This is a genomic window from Halostagnicola sp. A56, from assembly GCF_000691505.1.
Taxonomy (GTDB): Archaea; Halobacteriota; Halobacteria; order Halobacteriales; family Natrialbaceae; genus Halostagnicola.
On record NZ_JMIP02000015.1, the window covers coordinates 149,537 to 174,203 of the forward strand.

A 24,667-nucleotide genomic window follows, 5' to 3' on the forward strand; every position below is an offset into this window, starting at 1 on the left:
GGTAGACGGTCCACGATGGCTGCGATACGTACGTCCGGTTTGACGAAGCAGTATGGTGATTTGACCGCAGTCGACGACCTCGATCTCGAGGTCCGCGAGGGGGAGGTGTTCGGATTTCTGGGACCGAACGGCGCGGGCAAGTCGACGACGATCAACACCCTGTTGGATTTCACGCGACCGACTGCGGGGTCGGCGACTGTGCTCGGCTACGATTCCCACGAGGACGCCGACGAGATCAGTCCCCGCGTCGGCGTCCTTCCGGAGGGATTCGATTGCTACCCGCGACTGACCGGCAGACGGCACATAGAGTTCGCGATCGAGACGAAAGACGCCGACGACGACCCCGACGAACTCTTAGAACGCGTCGGACTGGCTCCCGACGACCGAAGTCGACGAGCGGGCGAGTATTCGACGGGAATGCGCCAGCGGCTCGCGACGGCGATGGCGCTCGTCGGCGATCCTGATCTGTTGATCATGGACGAACCCTCCTCGGGGCTCGATCCACACGGTATCCGCGAAATGCAGAACCTCGTCCGGCGTGAAGCCGATTCCGGGACGACCGTCTTCTTCTCGAGTCACATCTTGGAACACGTCGAGGCGGTCTGTGATCGAATTGGGGTGTTGAACGACGGCACCCTCGTCGCCGTCGACACGATCGAGGGACTGCGCGAGTCGATCGGCGGCGACGCGACGATGCGATTGGCGCTCGACACACCTACCGAGCGCGCACGGAAGGTCGCCGCGTCGATCGAGGGAGTGACTTCGGCGGCCGTCTCCGGGCAGACGCTCGAGTGTTCCGTCGTCGATCCGGCGGCGAAGGCGACCGTCATCGTCGAACTCGAACGAGCGGGCGCGACGATTCGCGACGTTCGGATCGAGGAAGTCTCGCTCGAGTCGCTGTTTACGACATTAACAAACGGCGAGGACGAACGAGCACACCACTCCGGACAGAACCCGGAAACCGCCGCCGATTCCGTGTTGAAGAACCCTGACAGCGAGGTGGCAGAATGACCGCTCACATCGGGACCGTCGCGCGGAAGGACTTCTCCGACGCCGGTCGGTCGAAGCTGCTCTGGGTCCTGGTCGGCCTGCTCGTCGTCATCGTCGCCGTCGGTTACGTGGCGATCTGGTCGACAATCGACGACGTTTCCGGCGCTGAAGTACTGGGATTTCTCGGCTTTCCGCTACAGGTTGTTCTTCCAGTTGCTGCGCTCATCGTCGGTTACATGGCCGTTGTCGGTGAACGACGGTCCGGAAGCATCAAGCTCCTCCTCGGCTTGCCACCGAACCGGACCGACGTCGTCTTCGGCAAGTTGCTCGGCCGAACCGCTGTCGTGGTCGTCGCGGTCGCACTCGCGTTCGTCCTCAGTCTGGTACTTTTTGGCTCGGTCCCGTTCGTCGACTGGCTCGCTTTCGGCGCACTCACGATCCTGTTCGGAGTTACCTTCGTGGGGATCGCAGTCGGCGTCTCCGCGAGCGTCTCGTCTCGAGGGCGTTCGATGGCTCTCGTCGTCGGGGTCTACATGGTGCTCGTCGCCCTCTGGGAACTCCTCACCGCGGGCTCGTACTACCTCCTCTACGACGAGGGACCGCCCCTCGAGCCGGAAACCTGGTATCTGCTCCTCGATCAGTTCAATCCGATCTTCGCGTACACGAACCTGGCGAGCTCCGTCGTCGAAGGCGACATCTTCCCCTTCCAGTTCCAGTACGGCCTCGAGTCGATCGAGGCCTACCAACTGACGCCGGCCGAACGCTACGCCGGCTCGGGCGACGCTCCGTTCTTTCTCCAGGAGTGGTTTGGGCTCGTCGTCCTCGTCGTCTGGCTCGTCGTGCCCGTCGCTATCGGGTACTATCGCTTCCAGCGGGCGGAGCTGTGACCCCGCGATACTCCTACAGACCCGGCTTACATTCGCAACAACTGCGCGTGGACCGTCTCGCCGACCTCGAGCACGTTCGCCTCGTCGACGATCCCCTCGTCGACCGCGAGGTCGACCGCCCTTTCGCCGACAATGTTGGCGACGGTCGCTCGAGCGAGGCTGTTTGTGACCTCCTGCTCGTCGGCGTCGTTACCGCCGTAAAACTCCTCGGTGACCGTCAGCGAGAATTCGCCGCTCTCAAACGTCTCCCCGAGCACTGCCCGGTCGCAGACGGCGACGAGCAACCCCTCCGGCGTTTCGCGTTCTGCGACGATCATGTCTCTCTCAGATCCCATCGGTGCTCACGCTACTCCTGTAGCTGCTGGCGCTCTTCGACGAGTCGCTCTTCGGCGTTCTCGCGCATCTCGTTTGCCTCCTCGGCGATCTTCTCGGCTTCGTCGTACTCGCCGAGTTCCTCGAGAATCCGCGCTTTCTCCTCGAGGACCTGCGCGTTTCGCAGTCCGAGTCGGATCGCGTTGTCGATGCAGTTGTGCGCCTCCTCGGCGAGGCCGCGTTCCGCGAGGAAAAAACGCCCGATTGAACCATGCCTGGGCGAATCGCTCGTCGATCTCGACGGCGCGTTCGGCGTGCTCGAGCGCCTGTGCGGTCTCGCCGAACTCCCAGAGCGCGTAGGCCAGGTTCGTCTCCGCGCTCGCGGCGTGTTCGCTCGAGTCGTCGATCCGAAGCGCCTCCTGATGTGCGCCGATCGCCTGATCGTACTCCTCGAGTTCGGCGTGGGCCACGCCCTTGTTGACCCAAGCCTCCTGCTCGACGAGGTCGTCCTCGGCGAAGTTAGCCGCCCGCTCGAACGCCTCCGTCGCCTGCTCGTGGCGGTTGATCCGCATGTAGCTCAGACCGACCTCGAGCAGTTCTTCTGCGTCGACATCGTCGCTCCCGATGTTTCGCTCGTCGAGCAGGTCCGTAACAGCCCGGGAGTCGACCGGATCGACCTTCGTCGGATCGACCCCGAGTTCCGGGGGATCGAGATCGAACTCCTCGTACGACTGATCGAGCCCCTCACCCTCGGAGAACTGGTGTTCGGGATCGCGTTCGTTCTCTCGTTCGGTCATTGGCATTTTTTGGCGGCGAGGACTGTTAAGGCCTGCGACCCGAGCCAGTCGACTGTCTACAGCCGTTCTCGAGTAGCTCGGTCGGAGTACATTCTCGAGCGTCTCAACTCCCCCGTCCGTTGAATACCGACGCGCTCGAATCACCGCCCATGCGACTGTTCGTCAGCGTCGACCTCCCCGACGAACTCGCGGAACCGATCGCAGACATCCAGACGACGCTCGAGGACGCGAGCGGACTGAACTTCGTCGACCCCGCGCAGGCCCACCTGACACTCAAATTCCTCGGCGAGGTTACCGAGGATCGAGTGCCGGCACTCGAGTCCGAACTCGAGGCTGCCGTCTCGGACACGGATCTTGACCCGTTTGCCGTTCGGTTCGGCGGCCTCGGCGTCTTTCCGGATCTCGAGTACATCAGCGTCGTCTGGCTCGGCGTCGAAACGGGCGGCGAGCAACTCCGACAGTTACACGAAGTGATCGAGGCCAGAACGACGGCGATGGGGTTCGATCCGGAGACACACGACTTCACCCCACACGTCACGCTCGCGCGGATGGAACACGCCGGTGGAAAGGACCTCGTTCAGCGCGTCGTCCGCGAGCGAGCGCAGACCGTCGGCGAGACGCGCGTCGAATCGGTTTGCTTGACCGAGAGCACGCTCGAGGCGGACGGCCCCGTGTATTCCACGGTGCGACGAATCTCGCTGCGATAATCTCCCTGCTCGCGGCCGTCTCTCATTGCTGCGACCGCTTTCGCTCCGAACGTGCGCGGTAGCGCAAGCGCGTCTTTGATTACCGTCGCCGATTTAGGTCGCGTATGGATCCGGCGGTCTTACGAGAGGACATGGTCGACGGACTCGAGTCCCCGGCCAAAGGCGTCCTCACCGACGGCGACGTCGCGATGCGTGACGTCGATCGCCACGAGTTCTTCGACGACGAGCGACTGGCCTACGCCGATCGAGACAGCGACTGCCTCGGAACGCGCGTCCTCGCGCCCAGCGTCGTCGCCCGCCTGCTGCAGTTTCTCTCGCCGAACCCCGACGACGACGTTTTGATCGTCGGTGCCGGCGTCGGCTACACGGCAGCCGTCGCCGCCGAACTCGTCGGCGAGGCGAACGTCCACGCCATCGACATTGCCAGATCGATCGTCTACGAGGCGCGAGCGAACCTCGAGAACGCCGGCTACGGCGGCATCCTCGTCGACTGCGCCGACGGCGCGGCCGGGCTTCCGGCGTACGCGCCGTTCGATCGCATCCTCCTCGAGGCGGCCGCACAGTCCCCGCCGAAGGCGCTCGTCCGCCAGCTAACCGACGACGGCCGGCTGGTGTACCCACAGGGCGCCAACCCGCAGCGACTGACGGCGGTTGCACCGGACGGCACCCCGACCGCGGTCGACCGCGCGGTCGTCTCGTTCGACCCGCTGTTGGTCGAGGGCGAGCAGTCGGGTGCCGTCGAACGGAACCGGACCGCTCGAGAGGACCGCGAGCATGCGATCCGACACGCGCAGTCGCGGCGGGGCTGGGAACAGGAGTGGATCGAGTGGGAGGGGACGATCAGTTCTCGGTCACGATGATCTCGCTGTTGGCCTGCTCGTCCACGTAATCGGTGCTCGTCGGCGGATGGACATCGATCTCGAGCGTTCCCGTTCCCTGTCCCTGTCTGATTTCGGGCTCGAGATCGACCGTGACGGTTCCGTCGCTATCTGTTTTCTCGTCGACAGTTTCGGGTATCGATGCGCTGCCGCTCGAGACGATCACGGTCGCGTCCTCGACCTCGTTTCCGTCGTCGCCGATCACAGTGATGTCGACGCCAGTTTCGGCGTCGGCGGAAACCGTTGTCGGCTCGATTTCGACGTCGACTTCGGTCTGTGAGAGGGTTCCGATGCCGCTGAGCATGTTCATCATAATCCCGAGACAGGCGACGCCGACGACGAGCGCGATGACGAGCCGGATCGGGAGCCCTTCGATCGCTCGTTCGTCCTCGTGAAAGCGTTGGTGAGATCGCATACCCGGTTTGGTCGCGTTTCTGTATATAAACTCTCGTCCGAAGTCCGTGCTCAGGGAGGTCCGTTGTTCCGACACTCGCTCAGTTGTCCCGGTTCGTTTGCGTCTCAGAATACGACTACTTGAGTGAACGATTAGCTCCCCACTTGTAATTTAGCGTCAGCAGAAAACGCCCGAGGCGGGATGCGTGTCAGTCTGTGTCCTTGGCCGCTTAATTGTTTGTGAGAAGAAATGTCCTTGGAGCGTATGGTATCTCCATAACTTACGAGTTATTTATAGAGTGGATTGGTATTTAGAACTGATCCAGTATCAAGCGATTATGGGAAACACTTATATTACCATCCCACATAGGATACTATACATTATGACTGGATATTACGACATTGTTCTGGCCCTCATCCCAGTCGCACTGCTCGGCATTACCGTCGCGCTCACCGTCGTCGGCGTTTCGATAACGGCAGCGATTCCGGTCGGATCGATGGTCGCCATGACGCTCATCGGTCACGCGATGTTCGTCAACGCTCCCATCGATTCGGGCGACGAAACTGGCACGACCCGACCACCGATCAACGCCGACTGATCTCGAGGCGCTCTCACTGTCTTTTTCTCGTTCGATCCCGATTTGCCTGATATGACCGAGACGCTGTTTCTCTCGAGCGACGCTATCGAAGACCTCGCCTCGCCAGCCGAATACGTGGAGGCGGTCCGAGAGGGGTATCGCCAGCGCGGTCACGGCGCACCCGCCGATCCGCGTTCGGCGTACTTCCGAACGGATCCCGACGGTATGTTCACCGACTACGCCGCGTTGTTGCCCGAAACGGGCGCGATGGGCGGTTACATGTACAGCGCCGGGTTCGACGCCGGCGACGCGTGGTTCGTGACGCCGCTTTTCGACGCGCAGTCGGGCGAACCGCTCGCGATTCTCGATGGCGCGAGCATGAACCCGTTCAAGACCGGCGCTGCCGGAGCCGTCGCCGTCGATTCACTCGCGCGCGAGGACGCGACGACTCTCGCCGTCATCGGAACCGGTCCGCAGGCCCGCGGACAGGTCCACACGGCTGTCACGGTCCGGGACTTCGAGGAGGTCCGCGTCTACTCGCCGACCGCGGAAAACCGGACGGCGTTCGCCGACGAGTTCGCCGCCCAGCTCGAGGCGTCCGTTCGGGCCGTCTCCTCGAGCGAGGCCGCAGTGGCGGGCGCGGACGTCGTCATCACGGCGACGACGTCGACCGAACCGGTTTTCGACGGCGAGCACTTAGAGCCCGGCGCACACGTGACGGCGATGGGGCAGTACCACCCCGACAAACGGGAACTCGACGCGACGACGATCGAACGATCGACGTACGTTCCGGACCTCCGAGAGCGGGTCTCACAGGATGCGGGGTCGTTTATCGCGGCGCTCGAGACGGGTCGCATCTCGGACGATCACGTGCACGCCGAACTCGGTGACGTGGTTGCCGGCACCGAACCGGGCCGAATCGACGCCGACGAGATAACCGTCTTCGACAGCGGCGGCACCGGAATCGAGACGGTCGCCGCGGCGTCGTTGCTCTACGAACGCGCACTCGAGAACGACCGGGGCACGCCGATTCCGTTCGCGCCGGCCAGCGAGGCGTTGACGGGCCGGCGACGCGACCGCTAGGGGCCACGGATCCGCCACGGATCCGGCGTGGTGTCGATTGACTCCATCGCGCGGACGGACGATCTGTATCCGAACCGTCTTCCGTGCTCGAGCGGAGATTGACCCGAAATATATGCTATTCATCAATAATATCTTCGTCCGAATACGGAGAATTCGACGACAGCATACCGACGTATCATCTGGTTACGGTAGTTAATACGGTATTTCCAGTCATCGCGTCCGACATCTTGGCACGACTTACAAACTGCTCGTGTCCGTAGGATTAGATATGTCTCGAGCGGAAGATCTGGGAGAAACGCTCGCGGAGATGGATTCGCTCACCATCGTCTGTCACGACAACCCGGATCCCGACTGCCTCGCCAGCGCGCTCGCGCTCGAACGGATCGCGAAACACAACGGCGTAAACGAGACCCGGACCGTCTACGGGGGGGAGATCTCACACCAGCAAAACCGGGCGTTCGTCAACATGCTCAACATCGAGATCACGCCGATCCGAAACGCGTCGATTACTGAGGACGATTCCCTCGCATTCGTCGATCACGCGGTGCCCGGCCGGAACACGCAGGTACCGTCGTCGATCGAACCGACGATCGTCGTCGACCATCATCCAGACAGCGACGTCGAGACGGCGTTCGTCGACGTTCGAACGGATTACGGCGCGACCGCGACGATCTTCGTCGAGTACCTCTTCGACCTCGAGATGGCCGTCGCGACGCGATTGGCGTCTGCCCTGCTCTTTGCGCTGCACCGGGAACGGCTCGATTTCGTCCGCGACCCGACCGAACGCGAGTACGAGGCGGCACTGGCTGTGTACCCGGAGGCGAACCTCGAGATGTTAGAGCAACTGTACGGGAGCGCGTTCTCTCCGGCCACGCTCGACGCGATCGGACACGCTATCACGTCGCGGACGCGTCGGGGTTCGTCGCTGGCCTCGAGCGTGGGCCGGACCACCGAGACCGACGCGCTCCCCCAGGCCGCGGACTATCTGCTCAACCTCGAGGGCGTCGATACGGTCCTCATCTACGGGATCGTTAACGGTTCGATCCGACTGAGTGCTCGATCGATCGACCCGCGGGTTCAGGCCGGCGAAACGTTACAAAAGGCGTTCGGCGAACTCGGAGCGGTCGGCGGCCACCACGACATGGCCGGTGGACGTATCGATCTCGGACTGTTCGCGGACGTCGCGGGGGACGAAAATCAGTTACTCGAGTTCGCCAGCACCCGCCTCGAGAAGCGGTTTTTTGATGTCTTGAACCTCAACAACGAGGACGAATAATCGGTCTGTGGTACAGTTGCTCCGGTCGATCATCCGTCTGCGGACTCACTCGATATCGATCGAGTGCGCTGCGTCGTCGTAATCACGCTTTGGCAGCCTGATCGTCACGACGCCGTTATTGAGGTGTGCTTCGACACCGTCTGCGTCGACGGGACCAGGGAGGGTTATCTGCCGGCTGAACGAGTGCGTGCGACGCTCGCGTCGAAGGTAGGTGTCGTCGGCGTCGTCGACGGTCTGTTCGCGCTCACCGTCGATCTTCAGCCGCCGGTTCGTCAACGTGAGTTCGATGTCGTCACGTTCGAATCCGGGCGCGTCGACCACGACGACGAACTCTCCGTTTGCGTCCGTTACGTCGACGCCGGTTCCGCGCGATCCGACGCTCATACCGAGGTCCTCGCCGTCAGCGTCACCGCCCTCGTCGCCGGATCGCCGCGGTGACCGCAGTTGCCGGCTCAGTCGATCGATCAGTTTCTCGAGTTCCTCGAAGGGATTCGGTCGCTGTGCCATGGACTGAGGTACGTCGCCAGCAGCGAAAAAGACCACCCTCGTCGCTCGTGACCGTCCGCTCTCGAAACAGGTCGGCGGCTGCGATTGCGGCAGAACCGAGGGGTTGGACCGGCGTTAATGTGCTAGCCCCCGAACGAACGCGCGTGACTCGAGCACTGTTCGTCGTCAGCGAGGAGGGGTATTGGGGAGAAGAATGCATCGAGCCGCTCGAGACGCTCACCGACGCCGGGGTCGACGTGACGGTCGCGACGCCGACGGGCGGACCGCCGCGAATCGACGAACGGTCGGCCGATCCCGAGCAGGTCGGCGAGGAAACGGCTGAACACGTCATGGAAGTCCATGAAACAGATGAGCGACTCAACGATCCCATCCCGCTCGCGAAGGCACAGGCCGGCGAGTACGACGCCGTCGTCTTCCCGGGCGGCCACGGCACCGAGTGGGACATTAATCAGGACAGACACGCGCGCACGATCCTCCGCGAGACGATCGAGGGCGACGGAAAGGCACTCGTCGTCTGCCACGCCATCGCTATCCTCGCGTTCACGCGTGACAGCCACGGCGCGTTCCTCGTCCACGACCGCGATGTCACCGGCTTCCCGAACGAGTGGGAGGAGGGAATCGTCGACGACGAGGACCTGATGCCCGACGGCAGAAAACTCCCCTACTGGGTCGAAGACGAAGTGATCGCCGCGGGCGGAAACTGGGACGCCGAACTCGATTCGGAGACCAGCGTTACCGTCGACGGCGACCTGATCACCGCACGCGGGCCCGGTTCCTCGAGCGCTGCGGGCCAGACGCTCCTCGAGGAACTCGGAATCGAAGCCTAACCCGGTTGCAGTCGGGCTCGAGGTCCCTGTCGACCGTCGAAATCGAATCAGTCCCTTTTTACGCAATGGCAGGGAAGAGCGACCTATGAGCTTCGAGGAAGACGACCACGTCGTGCTCCACGACAAACACAGCGAATTCGACGGCGAAGTCGGGACGGTCACCCAGACGATGGAATCTATGTTCGGCGACGTCACCTACACGATCAGTTTCGAGGACGGCCAGGAGTCGGGCGTTCCAGAAGACGCCCTCGAGGCCGCTCCCGATGACGCCGACACGGACGACGACGCCGACGAGTAACTGCCACCAGCGAACACGCCCGTTCTCTCAGGACCGATGCCACAAATCCCGCTTCACTACGTCGATCTGCGGACGTTTTGTTACGCCACCGAGGACGAAAAACGCGTCGAGGAAGCGCTGCGAACGTTCCTCCCCGAAGAGTTCGAAATAGGGCGCGTCGAGAGCGAGGGTCACTACGGTGATCGGATCCTCGTCCTCTCGGCGCGCGCCGAAAACGCAGACGACGTGCGCCACGTCCTCTCGAGACTCGCGGATCTCGAGGATTTCGACGGCCTGATCGCCGAACTCGACCAGCGGGTCACCGAGAACACCGAACTCTATCTCACGCTCGACAAACAGGCCGCGTTCAACGGCGAGAGCCGACTCGGCGACGGCATCACGTTCCGCGCGAAAGTCGAGGCCTACCCCGCGAAAAAAGAAGCCGCCGTCGAGAACGCCAGAGAGGTCCTCGAGCGCCTCGAGGACGAGGACGTCAACTGATCCGATTGGGGGTAACAAATAGCGTTGGCGGCGCTCTACTCCTCGCGTGATTCGACGTTCGTCTCGAGCGTTCGATCCTCGGTAACGACACCGGCCACGCGCACAGACTCGACCCCCCAGCCGGTGTCCTCGAGTTGGTCGATGATCTCCTCGTTCGAGAGTGTAACCGATTCTCCTAGAGCGGTAATTTCGAGCGAGTACGGCCCGTGTAGCTTGATCCACGGACCGGTAAGATGTTGTTCGTCCCTGTGTTCGTCGTCGCCTGCTGGCTCGAGTTCGGCTGTCTCCTCGTAGACTGGGTCTCCATCTTCCAGAATCGTCACCGCAATGTCAGCCGACTCGTCCGATCGATTCTTGCCGAGAAGTCGCAGGTCAAGGTGATTTCTCGTTTTGTACTGTCGTTACTCGAGGAAATCGTTCAGGGGACGGGAGAATGAGGATGCGCTGATCCTGTTGGGTACACCACTGAAACTTTTCCAACGCGTATCGAAATCCTGCAGACTAACATTCTCGAGAGCGCGCTCAATCGAGAAACTCGAGCCCGTCGCCTAGCTCGAGCGGCACCGATCCCTTCCGATAGCCCTCGACGTGGCCGTCCGGTCGGGCGCGGTAGACGACCGCGGGGCGGTGGCGAACGTCGGGTTGCTCGCCGCGAACCGCGTTCCAGCTATCGTCGCGAAAGCTCGAGCAGTCGACGAACAACACCGCGCCGCCGCCGTGTTCGGCGAGTTGGCCGCTCGTCTTGGTCTCGGCGGTATCTCGAACCGCGGCGACCGGTCCCGAGGCGGCCCTGTTTCCGGGCGGCTGGGGGCGGGTGACTTCCACGAGGACGTTCGTCGACCCGTCTTTCGCGCGGTAGTCGAGTGAGTGTCCCGTCGTCACCTCGATCTCGGGGACTACGTCGTAGTCCGCGTCGACGAGAATTTTCGCGGCGATGAACTCGCCCATCGAGGCGCTCATACGAACGCGGTCGACGTGATCGCTGGTGCCGAGTTTCCCCGCCATGACGTGTCGGTACTCGTCGAGCGTGCCGGTGGTGAAGAACTCCTCGAAAAAGCCCATCGCGTCCCGTCGGCCGGCATCGGGAAAGCCGCCAGCGTGCTCGCGGAAGAACGCCCGCGTGGACTCCCGTCCGTCCTTGGACATGAATACGGGGAGGAAAAACCACGAGAGGTGCGGGTACGCCTCGAGCCACGGGTCCGCCTCGTACAGCGTCTCGAGGAGTTCCCGCTGTGTCCACCGCGAGACGTGATGGGGGACCTCGCCCCAGCCGAACTTGTCGGTTCGCCACAGCGCCGACGGCGTCTCGGTGTTGCCCATCCAGTAGGCCTCCTCGTCGTTCCGGGCGAACAGAGCGATATCGCCGTTCGTCATCTCGAAGCGGTGGGTATCCCACCCGCCGTTGATGTCGAATTGGGGGCTGACGGCTCGAGCGCCGATGTTGTTCCGAAGCGGTTGCAAAATCTTCTGACGGACCCGTTGCTCGCTCCAGTGAGCGGGCGAATAACGGAAGCGAAGCGGCCGTGCCACGCCTCACAGTAGGTGCTGGTCTCGCATACGTCTTCCCTTCTGGCTTTCCTCCCACTTCCCGTGAAATACTGCGTTTCCGACGCGTCTCTGCCCGATTTAACCGTTACCTTGATAAGAGAGAACTACCTACATGTGTATAGTTACCATGTCAATGGGTGCCTATGACGAAGACGAGCACGAGCGACGTGAAAAACAAGCTTCCAAAGTCGATACCGACTTCGACGACGAGCGGACGATCCACCACGGAACCGTCGAGTACGATTCCGGCGATTCCGCCGAGGAACTCCTGAACAAGTTCGAGGAGATCAAGTCGGACTAGTGGCGACGAACTCCTTTTCCGCCGCACTCTACTCACGTACCGGCAGGTGTCTCGAATCGCGACGGGCAACCGATTCCGGCTACCCGAAAACGACTCCTCGGGGGAACGACTTTGCCCGTTCCGTCCTGAGTGTTCGCTATGAGCGCTGATCGCTATGGGAACTGATTCGTGTGACGGCTGCGGCCGTCCGGTCTCCGTCGCAGGCGGCGTCGCCAACATCTGGACGTTCGGCGAAAATGACGGCAGCGACGGGACGGCGATGACCCTCGAGCTCGCGGACGGCTCGAGCCACCTGCTTTGCTACCCGTGTCTCGAGGCGTTGCCTGATGAGCCGACGGTCGAGGACGTGGAGAACCTGGAGCCGAGCGATGATGGCTCTGTCGTTCGCTCAGTCCGGTCGGATCGCTGACCGTCGATTCTATCGGGTTCGTCGCCTCGAGCAGTCTCGAGGCGACGACAGCTGCGAGAACGGAAGCGATTCGTCGAGAACGGAAGGGGTGGGATTCGAACGCCACGAGGCCAGAGGGCCTCCGCGGGCCAGGGGCCCACGGGTGCTCTTCCGCTGAGCGACCCTTCCACGTTCAGGATCGATGGGACGTTTCGTATTTGTAATCGAGCGCCTACCGGGCGGTAGGCGTCGATTTCGGCAGCCGATCGAGGATCGTCGACCGTCTGTCGCCGGTCTCGAGATTCACCGACGGCGACGGTCCGGTGCTTTTAGGATCGAGCCCCGCCGTGGTTCGAACGGTGAACACCGAGCGGATCTTCGAGGAGTTTCCCGCGCCGAGCTATCGCGGCGCGCAGGAGTCGGCCCTCCGTGACGTTCGCGACGCGTTCGAGGCCGGCAACGACGTTGTACTCGTGCGCGCGCCCACGGGCAGTGGGAAGTCTCTGCTGGCTCGAGCGATCGCCGGCTGTGCCCAGACGATAGAGGAGGCGGATCCGAGCGAGCCCTCGGGGGCCTACTACACGACGCCGCAGGTGTCGCAGCTCGACGACGTCGCTGCGGACGACCTGCTTTCAGATCTGAACGTGATCCGCGGGAAGTCGAACTACAACTGTATTCTCCCCCACGAGCGCGACACGCCGGTGAATCAGGCCCCGTGCGTTCGCGAGCGCGGGTACGACTGCTCGGTCAAACATCGCTGTCCGTACTTCTCGGACCGAGCGATCGCGTCGAACCGCGAAATCGCGGCGATGACGCTCGCGTACTTCATGCAAACCGCGGGGAGCGAGGTTTTTCGGACCCGCGACGTGGTCGTCGTTGACGAAGCCCACGGACTGGCCGAGTGGGCCGAGATGTACGCGACGATCCGACTCGGCCCCCGTTCGGTCCCCATCTGGGAGGACCTTCGCGTTCCCGACATCGGCGGGGTCGACCGCGCCGCCCGCTACGCCGAAAACCTCGCTCAGACGTGCACTCGACGCAAAGACGAACTGCTCGCTCAGGAGTCGCTCACGCCCGCGGACGTTCGCGAGCGGGACCGGCTTCAGGAACTCATCGGCGAACTCGAGTGGTTCGTTTCGGACTACCGCGACCCGGAGAGTCCGACGACCTGGCTGATCGATCAGGAGCCGCCGGCCGACGCCGACCGAGCCAGCGGCGCCAATGGGAGCGACGGCGAGGACGCCGAACTCGGCGGCCCGCTGACGATCAAACCGATGAACCCCGAGCGCTACCTCAGACACACTGTCTGGGATCGGGGCAACAAGTTCGCGCTCCTCTCGGCGACGATCCTCAACAAGGACGCGTTCTGCAGGCAGGTCGGACTCCGTCCGGAGAACGTCGCCCTCGTCGACGTCGAGCACACCTTCCCGGTCGAAAACCGCCCGCTGTACGACGTGACTCAGGGGAAGATGACCTACGACCAGCGCGACGACACGCTCCCCAAGATCGCCCGAACCATCGTCCGAATCATGCAAGAACATCCGGACGAGAAGGGGCTGGTCCACGCCCACTCCTACGCGATTCAGGAGCGACTGGCCGACCTGCTTCGGGATTTCGGTGTCGGCGAGCGGATTCGAACGCACACGAGAGACGGCCGGGACGCCGACTTAGAGGAGTGGAAGGCGAGCGACGATCCGGACATGTTCCTCTCGGTCAAGATGGAGGAAGCGCTCGACCTCAAAGGCGACCTCTGTCGCTTTCAGGTCCTCTGTAAAGCGCCGTTTCTCAACACCGGCGATTCGCGCGTCGCTCACCGCCTCGAGGAGGGCCAGTGGGCCTGGTACTACCGAACCGCGCTTCGAACCATCATCCAGGGCTGTGGTCGGGTCGTCCGCGCGCCCGACGACTACGGCGCGACGTACCTGGCGGACTCGAGCCTGCTGGACCTCTTCGACCGCGCGCGAACGGACATGCCCGACTGGTTCGAAGCGCAGGTCGACCGGATGAACGCGCCCTCGCTTCCTTCCTTCGACCCGCAGGCCGCGGTCATCGGAACCGGCGGCGCGAACCGCTCGTCGTCCGGCCGTTCATCCCCCGGCCGTTCGCCGTCCACGTCGGCTTCTGGCTCGCGGACTGGTGATCGGTCTCAGTCCGGATCTGGGAGTCGCTCCTCGAGCGATCGCAACCGCTCGTCCACGCGCGAATCATCGCGCTCGAGCCCGCTGGCGGATGTCTGGGACACGGACGGCTAACGGCTCAGTTCGTATTTTTGCGAAGACGAACGAGCGTGATCGAAAAATCGTCTCGAGGGCGATAGACCGGACGAGATGGCTCGGAATGAACGTCCTGACGCGTCAGGCGACGACCGCTGTTACCCGAACAGGTACATCGCCGGCATCGCGATCATCGACGTTCCCATCAACACCGCGAACACGAGCGCGATGATCTGGTTTCTGGTCATGCTACGTCGATTCAGGCCCGATCGGCATGAATGTCACGGCTGCGTTCGGCGTTTATCGCGTGCTTTGACGGTCGAATCGGTTCGTCCCGTTCGATCGGTCACGTCGATAGAACTCTCACTCCACCACGGCATCGACGACGACGTGTTCGACGCCCGCGCTGTGGCTTTTGACTCGACGGCGCTCGAGATCACCGAGCGTCCGACCCGCCTCGCCGACGGCCGCCTCGAGTCGCCCGATCGGGCGATCCCACAGCAGCGCCTCCGGCGTCGCCTCGTGGTAGTGGACCGTCCCGCCGGGGGCAAGCGCCTCGAGCGCCGCGGGGAGGAACTCGTGGGCTTCGTCGGTTCGACCCGCTGTTTCGTCGCCGTCGTTCGACTCGGAGACGCCGTAGTACCCCATCACGACGCGGTCGACCGCGAGATCTGCCGCGAGGTCTCGACAGTCGGTCATATAGGCCTCGAGATCGTTCTGGACGTCGTTCAACATCGCGTTCTCGAGCAGGTAGCGAAACGCGGTCGGGTTAACCTCGGCAGCGGTCACGCACGCGCCGGCGCGAGCCATCGGCAGCGTGAAGTAGCCGATGCCGGCGAACATGTCGAAGACGCGCTCGTCGGGGGAGACCACCTCGCCCATTCGAACTCGCTCGGCCTGATTCCCCGGCGAGAACATCACTTCGGTCGGATCGAGCCCGTACCGCGTTCCGTTTTCGGTGTGGATCGTCTCGGTGTCCCGGTGGCCGGCCAGCAGTCGCGTCCGCGGCTCTCGATAGGTTCCCGCCGTCCCGTCGTTCGCGATGCTCTCGTCTGCGAGCACGCTGTCTGCCTCGCCGTGGATCTCGAGCAGTTCCTCCGCCAGCGCCGTCTCGTCGGGACAGTTCTCTGGAACCGTCACGAGGACCACCGAGCCGACGACGGCCCACGACCCCGGCACGCCTTCGAGGTCCGCCTCGCTCCAGCCGCGGTCGGCGAGTCGCCGCTCGAGGTCGGGACTCCGGTAGTCGGGATCGAGCTGTCGGATCACCTCGAGTACCGTCGTCTCGGTGGGCTGGGCGGAAACCGGCAGGGCGACCGTCTCGGCGTCGTACTCGCGAACCCGTCGCTCGTCGTCGTAGACGCCTTCCGCTCGCAAGGATTCGATCGCCGTCTCCGTTCGCGGCTTCTCGACGACGACCGCCAGCGGCGAGTCGGTTCCGGGCTCGAGGCTCGGACTGGTTTCGGCAGGATCCCCGTCCTCGGAACTCGAACCCGTTTCGTCTCGCCGCTCAGTCATCGCCCTCGTCCGGCAGCACGTGCAATCCGGCGCGGCTCTTCAGGACGGGAACCGTCTCGGCGTCGGGATCGAAGTAGTCCGGCCGGGCGACCGTTTTGGCCTGGTACGTTTCGGGATCGAGCACCTGCACCGCGTTCTCGTCTTCGACGGTGACGACCGTCGTCTCGACGCCATCGTCGAGTTCGCCGAGTTTTCGAGCGTCGGGGGAGTTTCCCTCCTCGTAGTCGGCTTCGTAGTGGTCGCCCGTCGTAACGCGCGTTCCCTTGAGATTCCCGCGGGCGCTGCGGACGAGGATCGGCCCGTCGTCGTCCGCGTCGTCCTCGAGTTCGATGACATCTCCCGGCCGGTACGGCGGGAGGCGGACGGCGAAGGTCACGCGGTAGACCTCGTTTCCGTCTTCGTCCTCGGTGACGAGCGTCTCGGCGTCGTTTACGGTCCCGCCGAACTCCTCGACCATCTTGTTCGAGATCTTCTTGCCGATCTTGTTGGTCGAGACCTTCATGTTCAGCCCGTCGGGCGTCTCGCTCAGTTCGGTGATGAAGGCGTTGCGATCGCCCGTCGCCTCCATCTCGGCGACGATGTCGTTCGCGATCGCCTTGGCGCGGTCGATCTCCTCGGGGACCGGCGTCCGGTCCTCGGCGCGGATCTGGACGATGCTCGCGTAGTAGTCGCCGGCGATCCGGCCACAGCGAGTACAGGTCTGTCGGGCGATCCTGACGGGGACGGTGACCTGTTCCTCGACGGGTTCGCCGCGGACGACGCCGGTGAAATAACAGTGCATCCGGATCGTGTTCTCGTCGACCTGTTCGGGTTCGACTTGCCAGGCGACGTCCGCCGCGTCGACGTGGACGCCGAGCGCGTCGCTCACCTCTTCGATCGCAACGTCGGTGTAGTCCTCCGCGCCGACGTCGACCCAGCGCTGGCCGCGGTGGACCGCTCCGCACCGGGCACAGACCCGGACGTCGACCTGCTGTGGCGCGTTGACGAACTCGAAGTCGTCGAAGTAACACGCCCGACAGAGGTCGGTATCGCCGGCGGCCGGTTCGCGAATGCCCCGCTCGTCCGCGTCCCCGCTCGAGGCCGCGGATTCGGTCGCGTCGCTCCCGGATCGATCCGCGATCGGATCCCCACAGCGGGGACAGAACGCACGCGAGTCTGCCATTGACCCCACTTTGGGGTTGAGCGAGTTAAACGGCGCGTTCTCGCAGTTCGGTCAAAAACCCATCCGTTCGATTCAGCCACTGAGAACTCCACACGAAATAAGGGGGGTCGCCAGTACGGATGTCGGTTCGTTCGTCACTCTGTTCCACACGAAACGGGGGGCTCGAGTCGCCGTCGGCCTCGAGTGACGGCCCGGCCTGCTGTCCGCTCCGTCTGAATCTGTCTGTCTTCCCTCGGTTGATTTCGATCGGTTCACGACCGTTCTCGTTCGACCGACGCCAGTACCGACGCAACCTCACCTCGATCACCGGTGGAACTCACTCCCCGTCTCGTCTGCCACGCGTCGGACGCCGGTCGATTCGCTGTGTCAGACGAACTCACATCCCCCGGTCTCGATGCGAAACGAGGGGGTTCCAGATACCCCCGCGTCTCCACCGGTTTGAGGGAACTTATCTCCCTTCAGGCCATATAGCAACGTATGGACTGGCAACCGGATTGGGGGCTTCGCGCGCGAATGGGGCTGACGATGTTCCTCCTTTTTGCGGTGTATCTGCTCTTCATCGCCGGACTCACGTTTGTGTTCGGCGGTGGAGCCTCGAGTCTCTTGCTCGTCGCACTACTGTTCGGCAGCTTCTCGCTGATCCAGTTTTTCTACAGCGACAAACTCGCGCTGTGGAGCATGGGTGCCACGGAGGTCGAGTACGAGGAGTACCCGCAGTTACACGCCGCGGTCGACCGGCTCTCCCAGCAGGCCGACCTGCCGAAACCGACGGTGGCCGTCGTCGACTCGAAGGTCCCCAACGCCTTCGCGACCGGCCGCTCGCCGAGCAATGCCGTCGTCGCGGTGACGACTGGGCTCATGAACACGCTGGATCAGGAGGAACTCGACGGCGTCCTCGCCCACGAACTCGCCCACGTCAAGAACCGTGACGTCGCCGTGATGACCATCGCCTCCTTCCTCTCGACCATCGCCTTCCTCATCGTCCGCTTCGGCGGTCAGATGATGCTCTTTACTGGCGGCGGGCGGGGCCACGGCGACGACGCACGGGGCGCGGCGGGGCTCCTCGTCGCCATCCTGATCTCGCTGCTCGTTTGGATCGTCAGCTACCTCCTCATCCGCGCGCTCTCGCGGTATCGCGAGTTCGCCGCCGACCGCGGCGCGGCCGCCATCACCGGCAACCCCGGCGCGCTCGCCTCCGCACTCATGAAGATCTCGGGCGAGGTCGACAAGGTTCCCGACGAGGACCTCCGCGAGGAAGCCGAGATGAACGCCTTCTTCATCATCCCGCTGAAATCCGGCATCGTCGGCCGGTTGTTCAGCACCCACCCCTCGACGGAACGCCGGATCGAACAGCTTCGAGATCTCGAGCGCGAGACGGCGACGGCGTGATCGGTCTCGAGCCTAAGCAATCCGTGACTATTTGCGGACTGTCACCGAGTGGGTGACCGCAATCCGAGGCTGTACTCGAGTGCGTCGTCAACCTCGTCCATCCGCTCGTCCGGGACCGATCCGATAACATCTTGTATCCGATGCTCAGACGAAATTGTTCGGATCTGACTACACACCGCGACGGAGTCCGCTTGTAATGCACATTCGTCGGCTAACACAGCAACCTCGAACGGATAGAGTTGCTCGCCGAACGCTAGTAACTGTCGGTACTGTTTTACCTACAGAGAATTGATTTACACCAACACAGCTATGAGTTCCACAGTTGAATCGGTGGGCGTGGCTAGAAAGCGCGCTGATTGGATGACGCGGACGGACGAAATGATTTTGGAGACGATGAGAGACGAGGGTAATATGACTCCAAGCGTCCTCGAGAACCGTTTCGACGTAACTGTCGCTAACTACGCGCGCGATCGTCTTTCGGAAATGGCCCGCTACGGGCTCGTCGAGAAGTTGGGCCATGGCCTCTATCGACTCACTGACGAAGGGGAGATGTTTCTCGACGAGGACCTCGATGCTGGTGAACTTGAGCCGGTCGAGGACGTCGAAGACTGACATCATTTCTCACCGAATCTCTGCTTCCACAGCTCTGAGTGCTTCGTTGATCCACTGGGGGACAGGCCGCGTTGGTGGATCGCGATCGGTACACTGGCCCCCAACGAATTCGAACGTCCACTCTTCTTGGCCGTGATTGAGATGGACTGTCCGCTCGCTGTCGTCGCCGTACTCAATCTCGAGAGCAACCACCCGTGGCACCTCCGCCGGGATCTCGGCGTCGACATCAGTGCGGAGGTCGACATCGATCGTTCGTCTTGCAGTCGACATGACAACCGCTGGTTGGCATGGTGTTTGCTTTAAACCCCCTTTCAATTCCGAATGTCTTCGGTGGTTACCGATCTACTCCTGATGATCCATGTTAGGGTGAATCCTAACACTTATTGTGTTAGGGTCCATACTAACAAACAGGGATGAGCGATGACGTCACAGTTGTCCGGGACGAAATCGAAGCCTATGCGGACGGTACTGTCGCCCGGGTTCGGGTCGGGTGCTTACGGTGCCCGAGTCAGAGAAGTTCCCTGAGGGGGTCAAATATGCATTCCACTACGGGGTGGCTGGTACCGAGGATCCGATCATCCGATTTGACAACCACCACGGCATCCACGAACTGCACCTCGGTTCGAAGCTATTCGAGGGTGAATATCCCGGGTTACAGATGTTGTACCGGACGTGGCGTGCAGCGCTCCCATTCGACAAGCGAGAAGACTGGTAACGGCCCCAGAACAAATTCAAATCCATATCCATGACCCGAACACTATACGTCCAAATTAGTTCCCAACCCGATCGTAGCGGCCTCGAAGACACGCTTGCCGCACTTGATGCTGGCGAGGATGTTGACCCGAAGCCGTCGACACTCTCTGTCGAGGGCCTCGAAACGTTTGGGCGGCTCTTCCGTCCAACGAACCTCGAGTTACTCGAGGCAATCGCAACCCACGAACCGGGTAGTATTCGTGAGCTCGCTCGGCTTGTCGACCGCCACCCGCCAGAGGTGACTGAAAACGTAACCGAACTCGCTGATTACGGCCTTGTCGACCTCGAGCAGGACGGCCGTGCCAAACGACCAGTCGTCTGGTACGATGAGATCGATGTCGACATCCCGATCGGACAGCACTCGCCCGATGTTGCACGAGCGTAATCAGTCGACGCGCCCACTAGTGTGACGAGACCGGTTCTGGCAACTCGACCTTCGGCTCCACATCCTCGTCGAGGATCCAGTAGAGCCTATCGCGCGTTGGGCCATCGTAATCGATAAGATCGTACTCCGCGAGCTTCGAGAGCTTCCCCCGACGAGCGCGTTCCCCGACTGGCTGTGGAGTCGATCCAGCATAGAGTTCTTCTGAAACAGCGTCATAGCGATCGTGCAACTCCGACGCCGAGAGCTCTTCAGTTTCGTGGACGATCGCGTATAACACCTGATGATGAAACGGCAACGAGCTCAGGCTCAACTTCCGCATTCGGTGGCGGGCATGTTCGTAGGCGTCGTCGACGTCCCGATCGCGGATCCGCCGATGCCCACGCTCTCGAGCGAGCACTGCCGCAGATCGCAATGACTGAATTCCATAGCGAGCAACACCAGCGACCTCGTTGGCGATCGCCTCGAGTTGGGCTCGAGACACGGGCTCGCCATGCAATCCCTGGCGGGAGCGCCGTTCGAGGATGTCCGCGAGTTCGTCGACGCCGTAGCGATCGAGCTCGAGATGTCCCTGGTCGAGTCGGTGGCCGTCGGTGACGTCCAGCTGGGAGAGCCAGTCGGTCCCGTTGTGGGCGATCACCACGACCGTGACGTTCGCCATCGCGAGCAGTTCACCGACCGCGTTCGTCTGGGGGAGATCGTCGCCTTCGTCTAGGACGACGATCGTCTCGCCAGTGATCGCCTCACGTATCTCCCGACAGACATCCTGCGTCGGGAGTGTTTGGGCGACATCATCAGGACCTCGAGGCAGCTGCTCGAGCGTCGCTCGAAGGACGCGGCCAGTTGTCTTCCCAAGCGAGTCGACGAATACTCGCGTGATGTCGGTCTGTGTCTCGAGGTGGTCGACCGCTGTCCGGGCGAGGACGGTTTTGCCAACCCCACTGGGTCCGGAGATAAGCACGTCCGATTCTGCCGGGTGTCGAGTGGTAAACCGACGAAGAAGCTGTTCAATCTCGTTCTCCCGGTGGAGCAAATCGGGTGGGACGAACTCATCGTCGAACACCCGTGGATCGGCGATCATATTCCCGAGAACTGTTTGGTATCCTAAACACTGGCATCGGTGAGCGGAATTCGCTCGGGTTTGGGTTCGTTAACATTACCGAGAAGATGGATCAGCAATTGAAACAAGAGGGATCAGTCGATGCTTGATCCTGACGAGTTCCACGAGGAGTATCCGCCCGAGAAATTAGAAGACGAACTTCCGGAGCAGCCGATATCGTCGCTCCGAGATATCCAGCACCTCTACGGTCGCCTTTACACACTAGCGACCGCTGGAGGCGGTGAGTACGCGGCGTACCTGACGCCTGACCAGGCCAACGATCTGATCGGTACCGAAGAGAGCCTAATTGTCGTTCGGGTGGATCTGTCGGGTGAACAGCCCTCACTCGATTCGGACAACCCAGTCTGGGTGACACAATACAGCGACGACCTCGTCCAACAGGTCGCACACTGCAAGTACAACGCTGCGCGTGGAATCGACCACAGCATCACCCACCGCTCAGGGCGTAACAGTGATCCTGAGAAACTAGCTCGCTATGCCTGCGAACGCCTTACGAAGTGGGTAACTGACGAGGATGTCCAGAATGTCGCCGAGGAACACCCTGACGGTGATGTCATTCGAGGGCTCGCAGCGGTCGGTGACGACGAGTCGAACCTCGAGCAGATCCGGTCTGCAGTTCAGGCCGAACTCGGTGGTTCGACGACGGCGCTCTTGACCGTGCAAGTTCGTCGAAAGGCGGACGCGGACTACGAGTGGCCCGGTGACGTGACAGTGTTCAACGAGGCGATGCGTGCCCGAAAGCTCTCGAAACTGGTCTCGAAGGGACAGGCAACGAACTCCGCTGGCCAAGCTACCGATCTGATCAACGGCGAGCGGACTCGGACCGTCGGCACCGCGGAGGATCCGCTCAACTACTTCCTCGGCAAGCAGATGGAGAAGTTCCCCGGGCTAGATCCAGACGAAGCCTGGCGGAGCCACCCCATCTCAGAGAATGGAGCAGTCACGCTGATGAACGCCGAGGAGTTCGTCGACGCCTGTTCCTATCGAACATTTAACGCCGACGTCTACTACCTCCCGTACTTCCTCGGTCGGCCAACACCTGAGGAGACGTACCCGCTGTACTCGGCACTCTATCAGGTCACACAGGCTGATGATATTACTCCGGTTCAGAAGTTCTACGACTGGTTCAGAAAGCATCAAGACGACTTTGAGGGACGATTGCGATTCTACGTTGCTGCGGTGATGAAACACCAGATGTCTCGCTTTGACGTATACGGAGAGACGCTGAACGGCCGACTCCACTATCCAACGGAGGTCGGCAAGCGACACGAACAGATCACCGATAGCTGGGTGTTCGACGAGGATCACGAAAGCAATGGAGACCGAACATCGCCGATGCCGTCCTACGAAGAAGTGGCGCTGACGGATCCATCCAGTCCCGAGCACAGTCTGCATGAGATGGTCGCCTCGGGGAGCTACCTCTACAGGACTTTCCCGTTCACCGACGATGACACCGATGCCGCGGTTGACGACGAGCGCATCGACGTATACGTCTCGATTCTGGCTGGCGACCCAGTGCCACGAAGTCAACTCATCAATGCCTATGTCGAGCGACTGCTTGACTGGGACGGCGAAGAAGTCCCCCAGCTCCTGATCGCCTCCCAGTTTGCACAGCTGTGTGCGCTCGAAAATGCTGATCTCGTGACGGCGGACAACAACACAGAATCGACGCTGATCGACGGTCCCAACTACGTCACTATGCAACCAGACACAGCGCGAACCGACGGCGGAACGGCTGCCCTCGATCGCACCGACAAACTCGAATCGTTTATCAACCAGACGGACGGCCTTGACAATCCCGAACGACGGGGTGCGTTCCTGCTCGGCATACTCATCGGGCAGATCGGCACCTATCAACAGGGCTACCACGATAGATCGACGACCGTGATCGATCAGTACCCGATCAAGTCGATGACCAAGACCAAGGTCAAGCGCATCACTCAGGAAGTGATCGACAAGGACATTGTCTACTCCCGTGAGAGCGCCAAGAAAGGCTCGAATATCAATTCGACGATGTACAGGGAAGTCACCGACGGGATTGTTGAGACGATGGCCGAGAAAGATCCCGAGAAGTGGGAGATTAGTACCGACGATCTCCGCTTCTACTACGCCCTGGGAGTGACCTACGGCATGAACGACCGTTCACCGAACAAGCAAGATACAGAGGACAGTGACGCAGACGCAGACAACACTACCGAAACCAATGAGTGAAAACTACCCCACCACTTCGAACCGATCAGAGATCGTCTTCGCGTACGACGCAGTCGACGCGAATCCGAACGGCAATCCACTCAGCGGCGCGAACCGGCCTCGGATCGACCCACAAACTGACCAGGCTATCGTCACCGACGTTCGGCTCAAGCGATACCTCCGCGACCAATTACAGGATGACGGCCATGGTGTCTACATCCGCAACGTCAAGGAGGAAGGTGATCAGGCGACACGCGAAGACCTCCTTGAGGACCGTCTCAAAGACATCGAACTCGACGATGTGGACGAAGATGGTATCAAAAACGCCGTCTTCCAGCAGTTCCTCGAGAACAGTGCCGACGTTCGGTACTTCGGGGCAACCATGAGCGTCGATATGGACGAAGAGAAATACGGGGACATCGCCGACGAACTCCCTGACCACTTTACCGGCCCCGTCCAGTTCTCGCCTGGAAAATCACTCCACCCTGTGACAGAGAACGAGGAATACAACAGCCTCACAAGCGTCATCGCGACCGGCAAGGGCAAAGAACAGGGCGGCTTCGACCTCGACGATCACCGCATCCAGTACGCGTTCATTGGGTTCCACGGTCTCGTCGACGAACATGGGGCCGAGGACACGCTCTTGACCGACCACGACGTTCGGCGACTCGACACACTGTGCTGGCGTGCGCTGAAGAACCAGACCATTAGTCGAAGCAAGGTTGGTCAGGAACCCCGGCTCTATCTCAGAGTGGAGTACGAAGGTGAGAGCTTCCACCTCGGTGGTCTCGATCAAGACCTCGAACTTGACGCAGAGGCGTCCAAGCCAGCGGAGGAACTCCGGACGGTCCGTGACGTATGTATCGATGTAACGAGCCTCGTTGACCGACTCGAAGGGGCTTCTGACCGAATCACCACGGTCCACGTCGTCGCCAGTGATGTCCTTGACGTGTCCGTCGACGGGGATATCGGCGGCCACGAGTTCCTCTACGATGCATTGGAGGACGCTGTGGGTACCGATTCCGTCCATATCGTCGACGTGTACGAGGACGCGTCGGCAACGATGCCGGAGGAGTGA

Annotated in this window: 27 protein-coding genes, 1 tRNA gene and 3 pseudogenes; 19 read left to right on the top strand and 12 right to left on the bottom strand. The window is 61.9% G+C overall.

The window, feature by feature from the left end:
* The first annotated feature begins 15 nt into the window (after positions 1 to 15).
* Both EL22_RS06065 and EL22_RS06070 read left to right on the top strand, forming a co-directional pair.
* Positions 16 to 1,011, top strand: a complete 996-nt coding sequence (locus tag EL22_RS06065; protein ID WP_050050645.1) for an ABC transporter ATP-binding protein — start codon at positions 16 to 18, stop codon at positions 1,009 to 1,011.
* Positions 1,008 to 1,877 (top strand): ABC transporter permease, encoded by an 870-nt coding sequence (locus EL22_RS06070; RefSeq protein ID WP_050050646.1) that lies wholly within the window; start codon positions 1,008 to 1,010, stop codon positions 1,875 to 1,877. The genes EL22_RS06065 and EL22_RS06070 overlap by 4 nt, the downstream gene beginning before the upstream one ends.
* A 26-nt stretch (positions 1,878 to 1,903) precedes the next feature.
* Here EL22_RS06070 and EL22_RS06075 read toward each other — a convergent pair whose 3' ends face one another.
* The gene (locus EL22_RS06075; RefSeq protein WP_050050647.1) at positions 1,904 to 2,194 is read right to left on the bottom strand and encodes a DUF424 domain-containing protein; all 291 of its coding nucleotides are present in this window, start codon (positions 2,192 to 2,194) and stop codon (positions 1,904 to 1,906) included.
* A 41-nt stretch (positions 2,195 to 2,235) separates the two neighbouring features.
* A pseudogene (locus EL22_RS06080) lies at positions 2,236 to 2,986 on the bottom strand (tetratricopeptide repeat protein); the annotation flags it as partial.
* A 149-nt stretch (positions 2,987 to 3,135) separates the two neighbouring features.
* Between EL22_RS06080 and thpR the strand changes: the two are divergent.
* Both thpR and EL22_RS06090 read left to right on the top strand, forming a co-directional pair.
* Positions 3,136 to 3,693 (top strand): RNA 2',3'-cyclic phosphodiesterase, encoded by a 558-nt coding sequence (thpR, locus tag EL22_RS06085; RefSeq protein ID WP_050050648.1) that lies wholly within the window; start codon positions 3,136 to 3,138, stop codon positions 3,691 to 3,693.
* 104 nt (positions 3,694 to 3,797) lie between these two features.
* Positions 3,798 to 4,553, top strand: a complete 756-nt coding sequence (locus EL22_RS06090) for a protein-L-isoaspartate O-methyltransferase (RefSeq protein ID WP_050050649.1) — start codon at positions 3,798 to 3,800, stop codon at positions 4,551 to 4,553.
* On the opposite strand, the gene EL22_RS06095 is transcribed toward EL22_RS06090, so the two are convergent.
* Positions 4,534 to 4,986, bottom strand: coding sequence for a hypothetical protein (locus EL22_RS06095; protein ID WP_050050794.1), 453 nt, complete (start codon positions 4,984 to 4,986; stop codon positions 4,534 to 4,536). The two genes, EL22_RS06090 and EL22_RS06095, sit on opposite strands and share 20 nt — an antisense overlap.
* A 361-nt stretch (positions 4,987 to 5,347) precedes the next feature.
* Here EL22_RS06095 and EL22_RS06100 point away from each other — a divergent pair, with 361 nt between their 5' ends.
* The 3 genes from EL22_RS06100 (at position 5,348) to EL22_RS06110 (ending at position 7,901) form a co-directional block, all read left to right on the top strand.
* Positions 5,348 to 5,563 (top strand): hypothetical protein, encoded by a 216-nt coding sequence (locus tag EL22_RS06100; protein WP_050050650.1) that lies wholly within the window; start codon positions 5,348 to 5,350, stop codon positions 5,561 to 5,563.
* 51 nt (positions 5,564 to 5,614) lie between these two features.
* Positions 5,615 to 6,625: an ornithine cyclodeaminase family protein gene (locus EL22_RS06105; RefSeq protein ID WP_050050651.1), complete on the top strand. Its 1,011-nt coding sequence runs from the start codon at positions 5,615 to 5,617 to the stop codon at positions 6,623 to 6,625.
* A gap of 268 nt (positions 6,626 to 6,893) precedes the next feature.
* The gene (locus EL22_RS06110; protein ID WP_050050652.1) at positions 6,894 to 7,901 is read left to right on the top strand and encodes a bifunctional oligoribonuclease/PAP phosphatase NrnA; all 1,008 of its coding nucleotides are present in this window, start codon (positions 6,894 to 6,896) and stop codon (positions 7,899 to 7,901) included.
* A gap of 45 nt (positions 7,902 to 7,946) precedes the next feature.
* Here EL22_RS06110 and EL22_RS06115 read toward each other — a convergent pair whose 3' ends face one another.
* Positions 7,947 to 8,408 carry an Hsp20/alpha crystallin family protein gene (locus EL22_RS06115; protein WP_050050653.1) on the bottom strand — a complete coding sequence of 154 codons (462 nt, stop codon included), beginning with the start codon at positions 8,406 to 8,408 and terminating at the stop codon, positions 7,947 to 7,949.
* Positions 8,409 to 8,551: 143 nt separating this feature from the next.
* Between EL22_RS06115 and EL22_RS06120 the strand changes: the two genes are divergently transcribed.
* From EL22_RS06120 to EL22_RS06130, 3 genes are all read left to right on the top strand, one after another.
* Complete coding sequence (locus EL22_RS06120; RefSeq protein WP_050050654.1) at positions 8,552 to 9,235, top strand: type 1 glutamine amidotransferase domain-containing protein; 684 nt, start codon at positions 8,552 to 8,554, stop codon at positions 9,233 to 9,235.
* Between the two features lie 85 nt (positions 9,236 to 9,320).
* Positions 9,321 to 9,533: a hypothetical protein gene (locus EL22_RS06125; protein WP_050050655.1), complete on the top strand. Its 213-nt coding sequence runs from the start codon at positions 9,321 to 9,323 to the stop codon at positions 9,531 to 9,533.
* Positions 9,534 to 9,569: 36 nt separating this feature from the next.
* A complete protein-coding gene (locus EL22_RS06130) occupies positions 9,570 to 10,013 on the top strand; it encodes an RNA-binding protein (RefSeq protein ID WP_050050656.1) in 444 nt (147 codons plus the stop codon).
* Between the two features lie 35 nt (positions 10,014 to 10,048).
* Here the strand turns inward: EL22_RS06130 and EL22_RS06135 are convergent, their stop codons facing one another.
* Positions 10,049 to 10,336 (bottom strand): hypothetical protein, encoded by a 288-nt coding sequence (locus EL22_RS06135; protein WP_050050657.1) that lies wholly within the window; start codon positions 10,334 to 10,336, stop codon positions 10,049 to 10,051.
* Positions 10,337 to 10,535: 199 nt separating this feature from the next.
* A complete protein-coding gene (locus EL22_RS06140) occupies positions 10,536 to 11,543 on the bottom strand; it encodes a DUF5784 family protein (RefSeq protein WP_050050658.1) in 1,008 nt (335 codons plus the stop codon).
* 145 nt (positions 11,544 to 11,688) lie between these two features.
* Between EL22_RS06140 and EL22_RS17920 the strand changes: the two genes are divergently transcribed.
* Together EL22_RS17920 and EL22_RS06145 are read left to right on the top strand one after the other, a co-directional pair.
* Complete coding sequence (locus EL22_RS17920) at positions 11,689 to 11,862, top strand: DUF5786 family protein (RefSeq protein WP_231587893.1); 174 nt, start codon at positions 11,689 to 11,691, stop codon at positions 11,860 to 11,862.
* A 154-nt stretch (positions 11,863 to 12,016) separates the two neighbouring features.
* Positions 12,017 to 12,271, top strand: a complete 255-nt coding sequence (locus EL22_RS06145; RefSeq protein WP_050050659.1) for a hypothetical protein — start codon at positions 12,017 to 12,019, stop codon at positions 12,269 to 12,271.
* 80 nt (positions 12,272 to 12,351) lie between these two features.
* Here EL22_RS06145 and EL22_RS06150 read toward each other — a convergent pair.
* A tRNA-OTHER gene (locus tag EL22_RS06150) sits at positions 12,352 to 12,439 on the bottom strand.
* A 170-nt stretch (positions 12,440 to 12,609) separates the two neighbouring features.
* On the opposite strand from EL22_RS06150, the gene EL22_RS06155 reads away from it, so the two are divergent.
* Positions 12,610 to 14,502 (top strand): helicase C-terminal domain-containing protein, encoded by a 1,893-nt coding sequence (locus EL22_RS06155; RefSeq protein ID WP_050050795.1) that lies wholly within the window; start codon positions 12,610 to 12,612, stop codon positions 14,500 to 14,502.
* A gap of 324 nt (positions 14,503 to 14,826) precedes the next feature.
* Here EL22_RS06155 and EL22_RS06160 read toward each other — a convergent pair whose 3' ends face one another.
* Together EL22_RS06160 and EL22_RS06165 are read right to left on the bottom strand one after the other, a co-directional pair.
* Positions 14,827 to 15,981 (bottom strand): class I SAM-dependent methyltransferase family protein, encoded by a 1,155-nt coding sequence (locus EL22_RS06160; protein ID WP_050050660.1) that lies wholly within the window; start codon positions 15,979 to 15,981, stop codon positions 14,827 to 14,829.
* Complete coding sequence (locus EL22_RS06165; protein ID WP_050050661.1) at positions 15,974 to 17,143, bottom strand: 60S ribosomal export protein NMD3; 1,170 nt, start codon at positions 17,141 to 17,143, stop codon at positions 15,974 to 15,976. Before EL22_RS06165 ends, EL22_RS06160 begins: the two co-directional genes overlap by 8 nt.
* Positions 17,144 to 17,620: 477 nt before the next feature.
* On the opposite strand from EL22_RS06165, the gene htpX reads away from it, so the two are divergent.
* Positions 17,621 to 18,532, top strand: coding sequence for a zinc metalloprotease HtpX (gene htpX, locus EL22_RS06175; protein WP_050050663.1), 912 nt, complete (start codon positions 17,621 to 17,623; stop codon positions 18,530 to 18,532).
* A gap of 41 nt (positions 18,533 to 18,573) precedes the next feature.
* On the opposite strand, the pseudogene EL22_RS18415 reads toward htpX, so the two are convergent.
* Positions 18,574 to 18,786, bottom strand: a pseudogene (locus tag EL22_RS18415) (type II toxin-antitoxin system PemK/MazF family toxin); the annotation flags it as partial.
* Between the two features lie 106 nt (positions 18,787 to 18,892).
* Between EL22_RS18415 and EL22_RS18420 the strand changes: the two are divergent.
* Positions 18,893 to 19,144, top strand: a complete 252-nt coding sequence (locus tag EL22_RS18420) for a type IV toxin-antitoxin system AbiEi family antitoxin domain-containing protein (protein WP_050050664.1) — start codon at positions 18,893 to 18,895, stop codon at positions 19,142 to 19,144.
* 9 nt (positions 19,145 to 19,153) lie between these two features.
* Here the strand turns inward: EL22_RS18420 and EL22_RS06185 are convergent, their stop codons facing one another.
* Complete coding sequence (locus tag EL22_RS06185) at positions 19,154 to 19,414, bottom strand: hypothetical protein (protein WP_050050665.1); 261 nt, start codon at positions 19,412 to 19,414, stop codon at positions 19,154 to 19,156.
* A gap of 143 nt (positions 19,415 to 19,557) precedes the next feature.
* Here EL22_RS06185 and EL22_RS06190 point away from each other — a divergent pair.
* A pseudogene (locus EL22_RS06190) lies at positions 19,558 to 19,859 on the top strand (DUF6516 family protein).
* 30 nt (positions 19,860 to 19,889) lie between these two features.
* Positions 19,890 to 20,282, top strand: coding sequence for a helix-turn-helix domain-containing protein (locus tag EL22_RS06195; RefSeq protein WP_050050666.1), 393 nt, complete (start codon positions 19,890 to 19,892; stop codon positions 20,280 to 20,282).
* 16 nt (positions 20,283 to 20,298) lie between these two features.
* Here EL22_RS06195 and EL22_RS06200 read toward each other — a convergent pair whose 3' ends face one another.
* Positions 20,299 to 21,360: a Cdc6/Cdc18 family protein gene (locus tag EL22_RS06200; protein ID WP_050050667.1), complete on the bottom strand. Its 1,062-nt coding sequence runs from the start codon at positions 21,358 to 21,360 to the stop codon at positions 20,299 to 20,301.
* Positions 21,361 to 21,480: 120 nt separating this feature from the next.
* On the opposite strand from EL22_RS06200, the gene cas8b reads away from it, so the two are divergent.
* Both cas8b and cas7b read left to right on the top strand, forming a co-directional pair.
* Positions 21,481 to 23,610, top strand: coding sequence for a type I-B CRISPR-associated protein Cas8b/Csh1 (cas8b, locus tag EL22_RS06205; RefSeq protein WP_050050668.1), 2,130 nt, complete (start codon positions 21,481 to 21,483; stop codon positions 23,608 to 23,610).
* The gene (cas7b, locus tag EL22_RS06210) at positions 23,603 to 24,667 is read left to right on the top strand and encodes a type I-B CRISPR-associated protein Cas7/Csh2 (RefSeq protein ID WP_050050669.1); all 1,065 of its coding nucleotides are present in this window, start codon (positions 23,603 to 23,605) and stop codon (positions 24,665 to 24,667) included. Before cas8b ends, cas7b begins: the two co-directional genes overlap by 8 nt.

What these genes read in the sequence shown, in the direction of transcription:
- EL22_RS06065 (WP_050050645.1), top strand. Translation starts at nt 16, where the DNA reads ATGGCTGCGATACGTACGTCCGGTTTGACGAAGCAGTATGGTGATTTG.
- EL22_RS06070 (WP_050050646.1), top strand. Translation starts at nt 1,008, where the DNA reads ATGACCGCTCACATCGGGACCGTCGCGCGGAAGGACTTCTCCGACGCC.
- EL22_RS06075 (WP_050050647.1), bottom strand. Translation starts at nt 2,194, where the DNA reads ATGATCGTCGCAGAACGCGAAACGCCGGAGGGGTTGCTCGTCGCCGTC.
- thpR (WP_050050648.1), top strand. Translation starts at nt 3,136, where the DNA reads ATGCGACTGTTCGTCAGCGTCGACCTCCCCGACGAACTCGCGGAACCG.
- EL22_RS06090 (WP_050050649.1), top strand. Translation starts at nt 3,798, where the DNA reads ATGGATCCGGCGGTCTTACGAGAGGACATGGTCGACGGACTCGAGTCC.
- EL22_RS06095 (WP_050050794.1), bottom strand. Translation starts at nt 4,986, where the DNA reads ATGCGATCTCACCAACGCTTTCACGAGGACGAACGAGCGATCGAAGGG.
- EL22_RS06100 (WP_050050650.1), top strand. Translation starts at nt 5,348, where the DNA reads ATGACTGGATATTACGACATTGTTCTGGCCCTCATCCCAGTCGCACTG.
- EL22_RS06105 (WP_050050651.1), top strand. Translation starts at nt 5,615, where the DNA reads ATGACCGAGACGCTGTTTCTCTCGAGCGACGCTATCGAAGACCTCGCC.
- EL22_RS06110 (WP_050050652.1), top strand. Translation starts at nt 6,894, where the DNA reads ATGTCTCGAGCGGAAGATCTGGGAGAAACGCTCGCGGAGATGGATTCG.
- EL22_RS06115 (WP_050050653.1), bottom strand. Translation starts at nt 8,408, where the DNA reads ATGGCACAGCGACCGAATCCCTTCGAGGAACTCGAGAAACTGATCGAT.
- EL22_RS06125 (WP_050050655.1), top strand. Translation starts at nt 9,321, where the DNA reads ATGAGCTTCGAGGAAGACGACCACGTCGTGCTCCACGACAAACACAGC.
- EL22_RS06130 (WP_050050656.1), top strand. Translation starts at nt 9,570, where the DNA reads ATGCCACAAATCCCGCTTCACTACGTCGATCTGCGGACGTTTTGTTAC.
- EL22_RS17920 (WP_231587893.1), top strand. Translation starts at nt 11,689, where the DNA reads ATGTCAATGGGTGCCTATGACGAAGACGAGCACGAGCGACGTGAAAAA.
- EL22_RS06145 (WP_050050659.1), top strand. Translation starts at nt 12,017, where the DNA reads ATGGGAACTGATTCGTGTGACGGCTGCGGCCGTCCGGTCTCCGTCGCA.
- EL22_RS06160 (WP_050050660.1), bottom strand. Translation starts at nt 15,981, where the DNA reads ATGACTGAGCGGCGAGACGAAACGGGTTCGAGTTCCGAGGACGGGGAT.
- EL22_RS06165 (WP_050050661.1), bottom strand. Translation starts at nt 17,143, where the DNA reads ATGGCAGACTCGCGTGCGTTCTGTCCCCGCTGTGGGGATCCGATCGCG.
- htpX (WP_050050663.1), top strand. Translation starts at nt 17,621, where the DNA reads ATGGACTGGCAACCGGATTGGGGGCTTCGCGCGCGAATGGGGCTGACG.
- EL22_RS18420 (WP_050050664.1), top strand. Translation starts at nt 18,893, where the DNA reads ATGACGCGGACGGACGAAATGATTTTGGAGACGATGAGAGACGAGGGT.
- EL22_RS06185 (WP_050050665.1), bottom strand. Translation starts at nt 19,414, where the DNA reads ATGTCGACTGCAAGACGAACGATCGATGTCGACCTCCGCACTGATGTC.
- EL22_RS06195 (WP_050050666.1), top strand. Translation starts at nt 19,890, where the DNA reads ATGACCCGAACACTATACGTCCAAATTAGTTCCCAACCCGATCGTAGC.
- EL22_RS06200 (WP_050050667.1), bottom strand. Translation starts at nt 21,360, where the DNA reads ATGATCGCCGATCCACGGGTGTTCGACGATGAGTTCGTCCCACCCGAT.
- cas8b (WP_050050668.1), top strand. Translation starts at nt 21,481, where the DNA reads ATGCTTGATCCTGACGAGTTCCACGAGGAGTATCCGCCCGAGAAATTA.
- cas7b (WP_050050669.1), top strand. Translation starts at nt 23,603, where the DNA reads ATGAGTGAAAACTACCCCACCACTTCGAACCGATCAGAGATCGTCTTC.